Source organism: Flavobacterium circumlabens, from assembly GCF_004345565.1.
Lineage (GTDB): Bacteria > Bacteroidota > Bacteroidia > Flavobacteriales > Flavobacteriaceae > Flavobacterium > Flavobacterium circumlabens.
This window is the reverse complement of the sequence record NZ_SLWA01000007.1, coordinates 257,137-270,706: the sequence shown is the minus strand read 5'-3', so window position 1 is coordinate 270,706 and position 13,570 is coordinate 257,137. Positions and strand designations below refer to the sequence as shown.

The window sequence follows — 13,570 nt, the reverse complement described above, 5'->3', positions numbered from 1 at the left end:
AATTATTTCATGTAAGAAGCTGTCATTTTTTTGATTCGTTCTGCTAATGTTTCGCTCGAAAGCTTTTCTCTTAATCTGTCGGTAATTAACGGAAAGCTGAATGGTGTTGGTTTTACACAGGATTTCCAGACTATTTCCTGCTTTTGAATTCGTTCCAGGGCCATAATCAGACGGCCTTCTTCCATCTGATGTTCAAAAGTTTCCCGATACGCCTGCTGGAATAATAAATTATCGGGTTCGTAATCCCGAAAGACTTCAAACAGCAATTGTGAGCCGCTTTGCAAATGTTTTGTTTTGACCATTTTTCCGGGAAATCCCGTAAAAACCAATCCCGAAATCACGGCAATATCCCTGAATTTTCGTCTGGCCATTTCGGTAGCATTCAGGCTTTTTTGCAAATCATCATGTACGTAGGCAGTCGAAAATAAATTATTATCCAGCACTTCCTGCATATTCATTTCCTGATCCGAAAGCAATTCAAATCCATAATCATTATAGGCCAGTGAGAAGCTGATCGGGCCTAATAAACTGATTCTGTAGGCCAGTAAACTTGCCAGTGCTTCGTGTACAAAACGGCCTTCAAACGGATAAAAAATAGCATGATATCCTTCTCTTGTCTTAAAAGTTTCAATTAAAAACTCATCTGCATTGGGTACAATAGATTCCTTTCGCTGTCTGATAAATAAAGGATGAAGCGCTTTTAGTTCCGGTGAAAGATCATCGGTATTCGCGCGGTATAATTCCTGGCGCAGCAGTTCGCTCATTTGTGCCGAAAGTGCCATACGTCCGCCCATCCAGCTCACAATTTTTGATGTTTTTTTGGGGTCTGCCTTTCGTACCAGAACCTGCATGTTCCGGATCTTAAATAATTCGAGTTTTTTACCGGCAAAAATAAAAGTGTCTCCCGGTTTTAATTTGGTGATAAACCATTCTTCAATCGTTCCGATATAACCGCCGCTCATGTATTTCACATTCAAAACCGAATCACCAATGATGGTTCCAATCTGCATTCTGTGGTGCATGGCGATCAGACGGCTGTTAATTTTAAAGCGGCCGTCTTCCTCTACATCCACTTTTTTATATTCGTCATAGGCCTGTAAACTCTGACTTCCGTTTGAAATAAAATTCAGAATCCAGTTCCAGTTCTCTTTGGTCATGGCCTGATAGCAGAATGTTCCTTTTACTTCTTCAAAAATTTCGTCAGGGAAAAACCCATCCGAAACGGCAAGCGTATTCAGATATTGTACCAAAACATCCCAGCTGTTCAGATACGGAACCCGGTCTTCGATAACATTATTTTCGACTGCCTTTTTTAAGGCCGAAGCTTCTATTAACTCAATTGCATGCGTGGCCAGAAAGTAAATGACACTTTCTTTGCCGGGCTGGTGTCCGCTTCGTCCTGCTCTTTGTAAAAAACGGGCAACGCCTTTTGGTCCACCGACCTGAATAATCGTTTCAACGGGCGCAAAATCAACGCCAAGATCCAGGCTTGAGGTACAAACGACGACTTTCAGTTCTTCATTTCGAATCGCATCCTCCACCCAAAGGCGGGTTTCACGGCTTATACTTCCGTGATGCATGGCCATTTCCCCTGCAAACTCCGGATATTTTTCGAGTAAACGCTGAAACCAGATTTCACAGGCCGAGCGTACATTCGTAAAAATGAGTGTTGTTTTACTGGCTTTAATAATCTTCGCCACTTCGTCAATCAGATGCAGCCCCATGTGCCCGCGCCAAGGATAGGTTTCCATCTTATCGGGAATGATCGAAATGACTTTTATCTTTTTGTGAATGACCGCTTTAATCAAAACCGAATTGTGATACGCTTCTGAATCCACTCCGAGTAGAACTTCCTGCGCCTGCTGCAAATTGCCGATCGTCGCAGAAATTCCCCAAATACGCATATTGGGCGCTATTTTTTTCAGTCTGGACAAAGCCAATTCGGTTTGTACGCCTCTTTTGGTACCCAGCAATTCATGCCATTCATCGATTACAATCGCTTCGCAATTACCAAAAATTTTATCGTAGCCTTTAGTCGCCAGTAGTAATTGCAGGCTTTCGGGAGTAGTGACCAGTAAATCGGGCATTTTCCCTTTTTGTTTCGCCCTCTCACTTGCAGACGTATCTCCCGAACGGATTCCGACCGTCATTTTAGTCTCCAGATCCAGCACAACACGTTCTGCAGCCTGTTTGATTTCTACCGAAAGAGATCGCAGGGGCGTGATCCAGATGGCTTTTAGTCCGGGTGTATGTTTCGTTTTATAATTTGGATTTTTCCTGATGTAGTTTAAAACAATCGGCAGCCAGAGTGCATAGGTTTTTCCACTTCCTGTCGGGGCATTCAGAAGACCGTTTTTACCCTGCAAAAAAGCCGTCCAGGTTTGCGTCTGAAACGGAAAAGGTTTCCATCCCTGTTGCTGAAACCAATCATTTGCCACAGTAAAAAGCTGCTCTCTGTTCATTTTATTTTAATCCTTTAAATTATTTTATAGTCATAATCCTGTCCTTTCAATGCAGGAGACTCGAGCGATAGCGAAGAAACGAAGTCAGTCGCATTCGTAATTCGACAAAGATTGGCTACTCTGGTTGCGGAGTTTCTCGTGTGATTTCTCCTGCATCGAAATGACAAAAAATGCAAAAAATCCGTTCTTAATCCGTGTTTTCGTTTTAGTGAATCCGTGTCATCCGCGTACTATTTTACAGCTATACAATCATACTTTTTAAATCTTCAATCGAATTCGCATCCTCCATTTTTTTATCGTGACGCCATCTCAGAATCCTTGGAAATCGTGTCGCAATCCCACTTTTATGTCTTTTCGAAAGTGCTATTCCTTCAAACCCAATTTCGAAAACCAGCTGCGGTGTTACGCTTCGCACGGGACCAAATCGCTCCAGTGTATTTTTCTTAATCCAGTCATCGACCATTCGGAACTCTGCATCCGTCAAACCGGAATAAGCTTTTGCGAAAGTGACTAATTCGCGTTCGTTATTTTCATTCTGCTGCCATAAGGCAAACGTATAATCGGTAAATAAATTCGAACGCCGTCCGTGTCCGCGCATGGCGTAGGTCAGCACGGCATCGATGACTAAAGGTTCTATTTTCCACTTCCACCAGTCCCCTTTTTTTCTTCCCACGAGATAGGGAGAATCTTTACGCTTCAGCATCAGGCCTTCGCTTTTCATTTCGCGCGAACGTACTCGTTCTGCTGTCAATTCTTCCCAGTTTGAAAATTGTACTCTTTCGGAAAGCTGTAACGGAATGTTATGGTGTTTTATATCTTCATACAATTGTTCTAACAAGATACGGCGTTCCTCAAAAGAAAGATTCCTGATGTCTTCGCCTTTCCATTCCAGCAAGTCATACGCTTTTATAATCACGGGGGCTTTTTTCAGGATGGCAGCAGAAACCGTTTTGCGTCCAATTCTCGTCTGAAGATCATTAAATGTTCCTATTTCATTGTCTATAAAGGGAAGGATTTCACCGTCGATGACGGTTCCGTCGGGAATAACGCCGATAAAAGAAGCGAATTCGGGATATTTATCTGTCACCAATTCCTCGCCGCGACTCCAGACATAAATTTCGTTTTCACGGATAATCGTCTGGGAACGAATACCGTCCCATTTATGTTCGGCGCTCCAGTCTTCAGCATTTCCCAGATTCGAAGGTTCTCCTTCCACAGGATACGCCAGATAAAACGGATACGGTTTCGATAAATAGTCGCTGCTTTTTTCGTCCAGAATCAATTCCTGAAAGGTAATTTTATTAGGATTCCAATCGCCCATTAATTTATAAGCTAACGCATCTTCCTCAATATTTTCTGCTTTCGAAAGCGCCCTCGTCATTAACTTCTGACTCACACCAATCCGGAAACTTCCCGTAATGAGTTTGGTAAAAACAAAACGTTCGTAGTAATTTAAAGCAAGCCAGTTGGTTTGGAGATATTCTTTTTTCTCAACATCGGTTTTCTTTTTTAAGGCTATAATTTCCTGTAAAAATTCGGTCAGACTTCGGTCAGAATGTTCTTTTGTGGTTGGAATCACGAGTGCAATCGTTTCGGCAAGATCGCCCACAATATGGTAACTTTCCTCAAAAAGCCAAAGCGGAATACCTGCCAATTCATTGGCCCATAATCGCAATAAAGTAGTATTAACCGGTCTTGGCGGACGCCGGTGCGAAAGAATTGCAATGGTCCAGACTTTATCTTCATCACTCGCATTGCGAAAATAATTCGTTAAAGCATCCACTTTTACCGAAGTTTTATTAGAACTGTCCAGTGTTTTTATAAGTTCGGCAAAGTTTTTCATTTTTTTTTATTTTTTTGGAGGAAGAGGTGAGATGAAAGATGTAAGAGTCAAGATGTAAGAGTCAAGATCTGGTGCTCTATACTCTTGTTTATATACTCTTGTTTATATACTCTTGTTTATATGCTCTTGTTTATATACTCTTTATTCTTGACTCTTTCATCTTGCTTCTATTCTCTATTCTCTTCCTCATTCTCTTTTTTACTATCCATTTCCCCTGATTCTCCTTCGTATTGTGTATGAGCAGTTCGGGCGTCATAGCCTAACTCCTGAAGGTAGTTCGAAAAAATATCCGAATAACCGTGAGTTGAAATTACCTTTTCGGCACCGGTTGCTTTAATACTTTCGAGTAAACCTGTCCAGTCGCAATGATCGCTTAGAACGAATCCGCGATCGACTGCACGGCGGCGTCTTGCACCTCGAAAAGCCATCCAGCCACTGGCAGAGCCGGTAACAAAAGGGGTCATTTTTCTAATCCACGTACTACCGTGGGCACTTGGCGGAGCAAGCACTATACTGCCCAATAAATCTTCTTTTTTTACTTCGGAAGTTATTCGGGTAGTTGGCGGAAAATCGACCATTGGCCGTAAGACATTGGTCATGTTTTCTATAGCGCCATGGGTATATATTTTTCCGATGTCGGTATCCAGGTATTTTAATAACCTTTGTGCTTTTCCTAAAGAATAGCCAAAGAGCACAGAGGTTTTTCCTTCGGCGCGATTTTCTGCCCACCAATTGTTGATGTCTGTCATTACTTCGGCTTGCGGTGTCCATTTAAAAGCGGGCAATCCGAAAGTGCATTCTGTGATAAAAGAATGACATTTAACCACTTCATAGGGAACCGAAATGCCGTCATCTTCTGTTTTATAGTCCCCGGTAAAAACCCAGATTTCACCTTTATATTCTACCCTGATCTGAGCAGACCCGATGATATGTCCGGCAGGATGGAGTGAAAATTTAACGCCATTTATCGTAAAAGTTTCATTCCAGTCTTTTCCTGTAACATTGATCTCTCCCAGGCGGTGTATGATAATGGGTACATTGGTATGATGTGTTATATAATTTTTATGTCCCCAGCGCGAGTGATCGGCATGGCCATGGGTAATGATGGCATTGGTTACGGGACGCCAGGGATCGAGATACACATCGGCCTGCTGGCAGTATATCCCTTTGTCGTTAAATGCTAGTAATGGAGGATTCATCTTTTATTAATTTTCTGAATTCTTTCACTTTCAGAATCTTAAAATTAGTGTATTTAACTTTATAAAATTTTACACGATTCATACTTGTTATTACAAAACTTCAATAAACATTACTTTATAAAAAAAGCAGCCCGAAGGCTGCTTTTCAAAGTAGGTCAAAAGAAAGGCAAATTATTTTTTAATGATTTTTTTGGTAGTTACTATTCCGCTTTCAGAAGTAAACTGAACAATATAAATTCCCGGGATTTGTTTGGCAATATTGACATGGAATTCTTTTTGTTTATTGTTTTTTTCTTCAAAAACTACTCCGTTGTATATATTGATTATTTTTAAGGTTCCCTGTTCCCCATTGCTTACATTTATCGTAAAGATACCATCTGTAGGATTAGGATAAATGGTAATTACTCCTGATTCAGCTGCTTCTTTAAGTACAATTTCATTTGACTCCTTTTTAGGTTTATCTGCTTTTACCAGGGCAAAACGCTCCCCTCCTTCAAGTTCCCCTTTTTGGGCATCTTCCTGAACAAGGTCTAAAGTGATTTGCTGATCTTCCGGAAAATCCTGTGCTACCCTAAAATCGAATGTCATGGTAAAAGTTTCCCCAATACCGATTGGTAAATTAGCAATTGATGCTTCTCTGGAAGTGATCAGGATTTTATTTTTATCCAGGATTTTTACACCTTTCAGACTTCCGTTGGATTGTGCTCTTTCGAATAAACGTTCGTCCAGAGTGGCTTCAATTGTACCGCCTAATTCAAAGAAATTATTTTTAAGTTCTTCATTAAATCCTTTATCGACAAATTTTATATTGATTAATTTAGATTTTATTCCTCTTATAAAAACTGCCGTTGGTGCGACAACATCTGTTGTATTTAAATTATAAACACTCAGGTTTTTCCATGCAATGTTGTTGTTGTTCTTGGCATTGGCAGCAATTGAGATATTATTTACTTCATTCGCCATTGGGTCTCTCGGTGATTCTATTCTGGCAGTTAGGCAAAAATGGTGTATATCAGTTGCAAAATCTGCCGGATTTGGCGGATACCACGGAACCATGACAATTGTACTGCTGCCCGGCAATATTGACGGGATACTTACTTCTCCGATTTCATCGCCATGTTTTACAGTTCCTATACTGAAATTTACAAAATTAGTCGGCCATGTTAATCCGGATGAAGCTTTAGCAAAATAGAGTTTTACTTTTGCTGATGAACTCGGATTTGTTCCTTTATTATAAACTCTTATGTATACTGCGTTAGGGGAACTTGTTTTATATTCCGGATTTTCATGTGTTAGTCCGGCATCAATATTTTGTCTTACCCAAATATCATCACTGATCCACATCGGGCCTGAATCCGGATTTGGTTCTGCTCCTGTGTCAAACGGTCTGTCCTTAACGTATAAATCAGCAATAGGTACTGTTATACCAGTCACAATTACAGAATATTTCTGGAGGTTGTTTACCAAAGTACCTTTATGGCTTATTGTTACTGTGTAATTACCTGCGGCTCCGTTAATCGCAATGCGCTCAAAAGGATCTCTGGTATTATCACCCAGTCCGTTTACTGTAGCAGACAGCAATCTGTACGGAAGAGCTGTACCTGATGAATTTGTTACTCTTATATCCAGATCATTTACAAGTCTGGCTGTACTTACATTTACAATACTTCCCAAATTGGCTGTTCCGGCAGGATCTGTCCAGGATATAGAAGCAATTAATGGATTTACACCATCTGAGGTTACAGGAAAACTGTAGCTACTTCCGTTTGGTAAGGTATGTTCCTGAATAATGGCAAATGTTCCGTTTTTTGTAATGGTTTCTGCTGCAAATTTGGCATTCAGTAAACCCCAGCCAAATATAGCATCAGGTCCTGTTGCCCCGGCATCATCTGCAGTGTGTAAAGCCAATCCTTTTAGTGTTGCTGCACGCATAAAATTCCCTTTCAGATTTTTATAATGCTGCTGTAATAAAAGTAAAGTCCCTGTAACATTTGGAGAGGCCATAGAAGTTCCCGTTGCATTCCCGTAACTGCTGTTAGTCAAAGGTGTTGGTGTTGCTGTCAGTGTAGCTGTTGAATATACTGAAGTTCCGTTTCCTGTAAGATCCGGTTTTATTCTTAAGTCATCTGTTGGCCCCTGACTGCTTGAGGTGTTAATAGTTACGCTTGTTAATGCCCCTGTAGTAGCATTAATAACAGCATCATTGGCATTGGCAATAACCAGATTGTTTTTGGCAGTGGCATATCCTGTAAGTTTATCATAACTGGCATTACCTCCTAACGGGCTGGTATTTGCCGTATTATCGGTACCATCATTACCTGCCGCTTTTATCATTAAATAATAAGGAGCATTAAACATTAGGTTATCCCAATCTCTTGCAAATGTTTCATAGGCTCCAAACCTCCAGGGTGCCATAATAACAGCACCTGAAGCATTTCTTAAGCCCCATCCATACGAATGATTGGATAATAACATTCCGTTTGTAGCGGCTGTACCAGCCTCAGCTAAGTCGTTATTCCATTCATTGGTTTTTGCATTTGCCTGATTGGCCATTCCTTTTGCTGCTGCAACAGCACCTGCTGCTACAATAGTTCCGGTCACGTGATTGGCGTGCTGGCTATTATTATTGGCTGTGAGAAGAGTAACACCATCCAGAATAGAAACCCTTCCCCCAAATTCATTATGAGTAGGAAGTGTAGCGCCGCCATCCCAGACGTAGGCAGTCATGGATTGCCCATTAAGGTTGAGTCCCAATCCGCCGCCTGAATTCAAAAAGTTTGCTCTGGTAGATTTGGCGGCATTTACATTATCCGGTGTAAAATAAATTGGTGATTTGCCGTCCGGAGAAACGCCCATTAACTCGCTCACAGTTCCATCCTTATTGGTAAATGTCACACTCCAGCCGTTCGTTTTGGCCAAACTTAAAGCTAATGCTTTGTTTCTCTCGGCTTCGGCCTTATATTTTAAACTTAACGATTCCAGTTCTGATAAATTACTGTTAGACCTGATCGTTTCGATATCGTTTTGAGTTTGCGAATAGGTTATTCCGCATACACAAAGGAAAATAAATTGGTATAATTTTTTCATGTGATTTAGATTTAATGGTTTGTATTTTTAAATTTTAAAATCTGATAAAAAATGGGGAGGGCTTCTGGTCGTAAACATTCCAAAGAACGGAATGCGTGCTTTTTTGTTCATTTTCATAATTCTGGTTTTTAAAGGGTTAATAAAGTTTAATGGTGGTCAACCGCTATTTTCTGAGATTGAATTTTGCTCCATTTTATTTACAAAAAATAATCTCGTTTGTAAGATTAATTTTAAGTATGCTAAAATTCGTAAAAGAAGAGGATTTAAAATAGCGTATAAATACCTGATTTAAAACACATTACATATTTTAGAAGAAAATTCTTAATTTTAACTAAAATACTTTAGAATTATTAAAAAAACAGTCGTAATTGAGGGTGAATTCAAATAATTAATTAATTTTTAAAAAGCCTTAACGACACAAATGTTGTACAGATTCTCTTACCGGAAGGTATAATTCGAATTGGACCGTCAACTGACTCCAAATTTTATTTAAAAACGATACTTAAAATTTCAGGTTTTGAATAAAATATCAAATGAGCAGCTTTTGACACGGGATTTTCGTTTAAGGGGAATCGTATTTAATTTAAGAAAAGATTATGCTAAAAAAGCCAAAAGGCTGGCTTCTATTTTAACTTCGGAGTACAAAATATCTTACTGCAATTCACTATTAAATCTTTTGAGAGTATCGGATCAATTACAGTTTTAAATTTTGGGTATAAAAAAAGGACAGTACTTATGTATAAAAATCAACATTACTTGTGAAAATTCAATTCCTTTACAATCAGGCAGTAACATATCGAAAACAGTTCTAAATGTTATCTCTAATATTACAAATCCATAACATTGGAAAAAACACTTATTTAATTTGAATTAAATTGAAAAGCCCTTATTTTACAGCATATAATGCTATAAATTATACTTTTATCTTTAGAATATCAATTTAAATTCACAATAATTTAAAGAAAAAAAATAAAGAAGATTTATTTTAATTGTACGGTTTATCCGTAATATTTAGTTAGATTTGCTATAAATAATTAAATAAATATGATTTTTAGCATTTTGATAGTTGACGATCACCCCATGACCGTTGACAGTTATATTAACCTACTATCTGAAAATAATTATCAAAACAAAACACCTGATTTTATAAAGAGCTACAATTGTGAAGATGCATACAATAAAATAAATTTCTATCTGAAACAAGATATAACTATAGATTTTGCTTTATTGGATATTAATCTGCCTTCTTACAAAAAGGCCAATATCAATAATGGTACTGATCTGGCTTTATTACTCCGGCAAAGATTTCCCAACTGTAAGATCGTACTTCTTACTATGCACAGTGAGCCTTTGACGGTAGATAAGATCATCAAAAGCTTAAAGCCGGAAGGATTTATAGCCAAAAGTGATATCAATTTTGAACTATTTCCAATTATTTGTAAAAAAATTATGGAAGGAGAGATATTCCGGAGTCAGACGATAATTGAATCGCAAAGAGAATTATTCAAAAAAAATATAAACTGGGACAACCACGATAATCACATTTTGATTTTGATCTCTGAAGGTGTTAAAACAGTTAATCTTCCCGATTATATTCCGCTTTCCATGAGTGCCATAGAAAAGAGAAAAGCAAGCATAAAAGATCAGCTTTTACAAGGAAAAGGAAGTGATAAGGATTTAATAGAAAAAGCAAAAAAACTAGGATTGTTATAGAATAAAAAAACTACTCTCTTACACTTCATAAAATTACTAACAGGCAAGATAGTGCTTCAAATACAGAAATGCCCCGATCTGTGTGCTCTTATCTTCCTACTGCCTTTTAGGAATTTTATTTAAAATTGACCTCCAGAAAATGATCCGTGTCATTCTGAATTGTTTTCAGAGGAATTACTTTTACAGAAGAAAAAGTACTTTGTTTAGCAGCCGATACCCCGTTCAGTGCCCGATTCATTAAAGTTTCCCTGGTATCTCCAAGCGGAAATATTTCCAGATTTTGTATTTCATTTAGTACAACAGAAGGTGTTATGCCATTGCTGTAATTGCCTTCGTCGCTGGCATTTGCTAGTTTATAAATAACCGGATAGAGTGTCCATCCCTGCTGACCCGAAATCCTGTTGTCTTCTATAGCAAAACCTGCCACATCTTTTCCTGTTGTTTTCTCCCCTATGGAAATGACTTTCATGAAGGGTTTTAAATTATTTATAATTATTTCAGAAGCCGATGCAGTATGGCTTCCACATAAAACATATACTTCCTCAATGGCCGGATGTGCCGCCCGTAAGGCTTCATAGCTAACAGTAGGTTCATTCATTTCCAGCGCTTCCTTAAACGATTTGTTGACCAGGCCTCCATTTTTATTTCCTTTGAACTTTATAAACAAATCATTCGGTTTAATATCAGGCGCCAGAATAATACTTAATGCTGCAGCCGATGAAACATCTCCTCCTCCGTTATATCTTAGATCAATAATAACTTTGGTAACCGATTGATTTTTAAAATCCTGAAAAACCTGCAATAAGGGTGATGCAAGTCCAATATCAAAATGAGGAATGGCGAGATAGCCTGTTTTTTCGGTATTGTTTAGAATAACCTTATGAATCATAGGCTGGGAAAAAGTAAAACCACGCCCTAACTCTATTTCTTTTACTGCTGAAAAGCCTGTTTGTGCAGCATATTCTGTTAACTGTATTTTTGCCTGATCCGAATGGGCTAAATCGACATACAGCTTCTCAAAATTCTGACTGTTGAATAAGGTACCATTAATGGCTTTGATGAGCTGGCCTCTTTTCATGCCATTTCGTTCGGCAGGGGAATCTGAAAGTACAAATAAAACCATTCCGTAGACTTTTCCCTCGTATTCTATAACAGCCATATCAAATCCATAGCTGCTTCTGATACTTTTGGGAAATGTATCCGGTGACGACGCTTGGGTAGCATAAGAAAACCGGTCGTCTGCCTGCAATAATTTCTTAAAATATTCTTTTGAATCTAAAGACAAATTGGTACGATCCGATATGTTTTCACTCCATAGATAATACTTTTTCATCTGTTCGTACATCCAGCTGTTTACATATTCGGTACTGCCTTCTTTGTAAACAATGGGTTCATCCTCACTCTGGCAGGAAACCGCGAGGGAAAAAAGAATAAAAAGAAGACCTTTAAAAATAAAATGATATTTTTTCATGGATACTGCAGCATTCAAATTGGTTCTTTAAAAATTTAAAAAGAAAAATAATCGGTTAAATTAATTGTTCCTTCTACTCCTGAAAAAACACCATTTGCATCTGCTTTTTCTTCCAAAACGATTAATTTGGATTTATTGGTTTGCATAATGGTCTGAAAAGTAACTTTTTTTCCAGGTATATATGATTCACTGGTTCCGTGTTTCACAAGCTCAACATTTATGATCGGTGGTGAACTGAAAGGAAATTCCAAAAAAGTACTAAAACTGTTTTTCGTTATATTCTGAACTACCCCGATTTCCTGTCCGTTTGCTTTTGTGATGATCGCATCCAAAGTACCGGTATAGCTGCTTTTTGCATACAGATTGAAATTTGGAAAAATGAATCTGTATCCAGTGTGTTTTGTTGTACTTAAAGTTCCGGGTTTCTGCGACAGTACATTTTCAATCCAGATATTTTCTTTGGCATAGAATGAAAGTGTATCCACTGGTTTAGCGGTAGTAAAGGTGTAGGAATGCAGTATTTGCTTTGTTTTTTTATTGATAATGGCTATTGTTTTAATACTATTATCATAAAATACAAATTCGTATGTTTTTTCTACTTTTTTCACAAAAGCATCATGCTTGTCAATAAGCAGCAATTTGCCATCTAATGAAACCTGAATAGAATCGGGCATTGCATTATATCCTTTTATGACCACTTTTCCTGCCTTTTGCTCCTGATTGATCGGAATTAAATTATCATTGGTACAAGAGGAAAGACAAATAGTGGTGATTAAAAAAGCAATTACTACTTTAACTAAATTATCCATGCGTTTAATTGTAAATTATTAAAAATGATTGTTTTATTGATGCCTTAATTGTTTTCTGCGGGTACAAATGATTTCCTGAACAGTGTGTAAAAAAGGAGTGCTTATTCTTTTATAAATTTGATTTTTTCAACTTTTTCACCGTCTTCAAGAACAAGATAATACACACCGGCTGACAGATTATCAAGTAATATCCCTGAATCGTTATACTTGGCATCTTTAACCAATGTACCTGCTGTATTGTATATTTTTACAGCAATATCTTCTGCATTTAAAGCATCGCTTAACTGCAACTGCAAATAATTTTTTACAGGATTTTGTTTTAATACTGTTGCTTTTTTTCCTTGTATGTCCTCCAATCCTAATGAAGCGGCTGTAATTGAAATTTTGTCTATTTCGTAACCAATAGCAAGATCCGGTGCGCTTACAAGAGCGAAATATACTTGTGACTTACCTGCGAACTGAGAAATATCTACTGTGAAATCTTTAAATTCAGTAGCTAACATATCCTCTCTTTTTATTTCTACAGTGGCGATCTGAGTAAAAGAACCCGGAGCTGTATCGGTGACAGAAGCGTAAACGTACAAGTTATTAGTGACGTCAAATATTGCTTTTTGTGCATTTATGATTAATTGCATGCCGCCGCTGTAAAAAGACAAATCGACTGCCGGAGCAATGGCCCAGTTATTTTGTGTACGCCCAAGAGACTCCAGCGTTTCCGTATTGATATTATACGTCCCTAAGATCTTATTAGTACCTTCTATCACAGCATAATTTTCATCTACCTGAAGATTGGTACGAGCAAGCCAATTAACGGCATCCCCGTCTGTATCTAATAAAGTCCAGTCAGACACATCTGAATCCTCAAAATCATCTTCCCATATGGTAAATTGTGCAGATGCAATTCCGGAAACGAGCATAAAAGCGAATACAAGTAATTTTTTTTTCATTTTTTTTTGTTTAAAACAAGGGCTGCCTAAAAAGTAAGG

General features: G+C 38.1%; 8 protein-coding genes. 1 reads left to right on the top strand and 7 read right to left on the bottom strand.

Annotated features, from left to right (window positions below; genetic code table 11):
- Window positions 1-2: 2 nt before the first annotated feature.
- The 4 genes from EV142_RS17510 to EV142_RS17495 form a co-directional block, all read right to left on the bottom strand.
- Window positions 3-2,462, bottom strand: coding sequence for a ligase-associated DNA damage response DEXH box helicase (locus EV142_RS17510; protein ID WP_132037131.1), 2,460 nt, complete (start codon window positions 2,460-2,462; stop codon window positions 3-5).
- A 241-nt stretch (window positions 2,463-2,703) separates the two neighbouring features.
- On the bottom strand, window positions 2,704-4,305 hold the full coding sequence (locus EV142_RS17505; protein ID WP_132037130.1) for an ATP-dependent DNA ligase: 1,602 nt from the start codon (window positions 4,303-4,305) through the stop codon (window positions 2,704-2,706).
- A gap of 167 nt (window positions 4,306-4,472) precedes the next feature.
- On the bottom strand, window positions 4,473-5,504 hold the full coding sequence (locus tag EV142_RS17500; RefSeq protein WP_132037129.1) for a ligase-associated DNA damage response exonuclease: 1,032 nt from the start codon (window positions 5,502-5,504) through the stop codon (window positions 4,473-4,475).
- Window positions 5,505-5,675: 171 nt separating this feature from the next.
- Complete coding sequence (locus EV142_RS17495) at window positions 5,676-8,591, bottom strand: S8 family serine peptidase (protein WP_132037128.1); 2,916 nt, start codon at window positions 8,589-8,591, stop codon at window positions 5,676-5,678.
- A 1,044-nt stretch (window positions 8,592-9,635) separates the two neighbouring features.
- Here EV142_RS17495 and EV142_RS17490 point away from each other — a divergent pair.
- Complete coding sequence (locus tag EV142_RS17490) at window positions 9,636-10,304, top strand: response regulator (protein ID WP_132037127.1); 669 nt, start codon at window positions 9,636-9,638, stop codon at window positions 10,302-10,304.
- 115 nt (window positions 10,305-10,419) lie between these two features.
- Here EV142_RS17490 and EV142_RS17485 read toward each other — a convergent pair whose 3' ends face one another.
- The 3 genes from EV142_RS17485 to EV142_RS17475 all read right to left on the bottom strand — a co-directional run bounded on the left by EV142_RS17485 (window position 10,420) and on the right by EV142_RS17475 (window position 13,531).
- Entirely contained in the window at window positions 10,420-11,775 is a 1,356-nt protein-coding gene (locus EV142_RS17485) for a S41 family peptidase (RefSeq protein WP_132037126.1), read from the bottom strand.
- A 35-nt stretch (window positions 11,776-11,810) separates the two neighbouring features.
- Window positions 11,811-12,584 (bottom strand): hypothetical protein, encoded by a 774-nt coding sequence (locus tag EV142_RS17480; protein ID WP_132037125.1) that lies wholly within the window; start codon window positions 12,582-12,584, stop codon window positions 11,811-11,813.
- A 101-nt stretch (window positions 12,585-12,685) separates the two neighbouring features.
- Window positions 12,686-13,531 (bottom strand): T9SS type A sorting domain-containing protein, encoded by an 846-nt coding sequence (locus EV142_RS17475; RefSeq protein WP_132037124.1) that lies wholly within the window; start codon window positions 13,529-13,531, stop codon window positions 12,686-12,688.
- Window positions 13,532-13,570 lie beyond the last annotated feature (39 nt).

Coding starts and splice junctions, on each gene's coding strand:
- EV142_RS17510 (WP_132037131.1), bottom strand. CDS start 2,462: ATGAACAGAGAGCAGCTTTTTACTGTGGCAAATGATTGGTTTCAGCAA.
- EV142_RS17505 (WP_132037130.1), bottom strand. CDS start 4,305: ATGAAAAACTTTGCCGAACTTATAAAAACACTGGACAGTTCTAATAAA.
- EV142_RS17500 (WP_132037129.1), bottom strand. CDS start 5,504: ATGAATCCTCCATTACTAGCATTTAACGACAAAGGGATATACTGCCAG.
- EV142_RS17495 (WP_132037128.1), bottom strand. CDS start 8,591: ATGAAAAAATTATACCAATTTATTTTCCTTTGTGTATGCGGAATAACC.
- EV142_RS17490 (WP_132037127.1), top strand. CDS start 9,636: ATGATTTTTAGCATTTTGATAGTTGACGATCACCCCATGACCGTTGAC.
- EV142_RS17485 (WP_132037126.1), bottom strand. CDS start 11,775: ATGAAAAAATATCATTTTATTTTTAAAGGTCTTCTTTTTATTCTTTTT.
- EV142_RS17480 (WP_132037125.1), bottom strand. CDS start 12,584: ATGGATAATTTAGTTAAAGTAGTAATTGCTTTTTTAATCACCACTATT.
- EV142_RS17475 (WP_132037124.1), bottom strand. CDS start 13,531: ATGAAAAAAAAATTACTTGTATTCGCTTTTATGCTCGTTTCCGGAATT.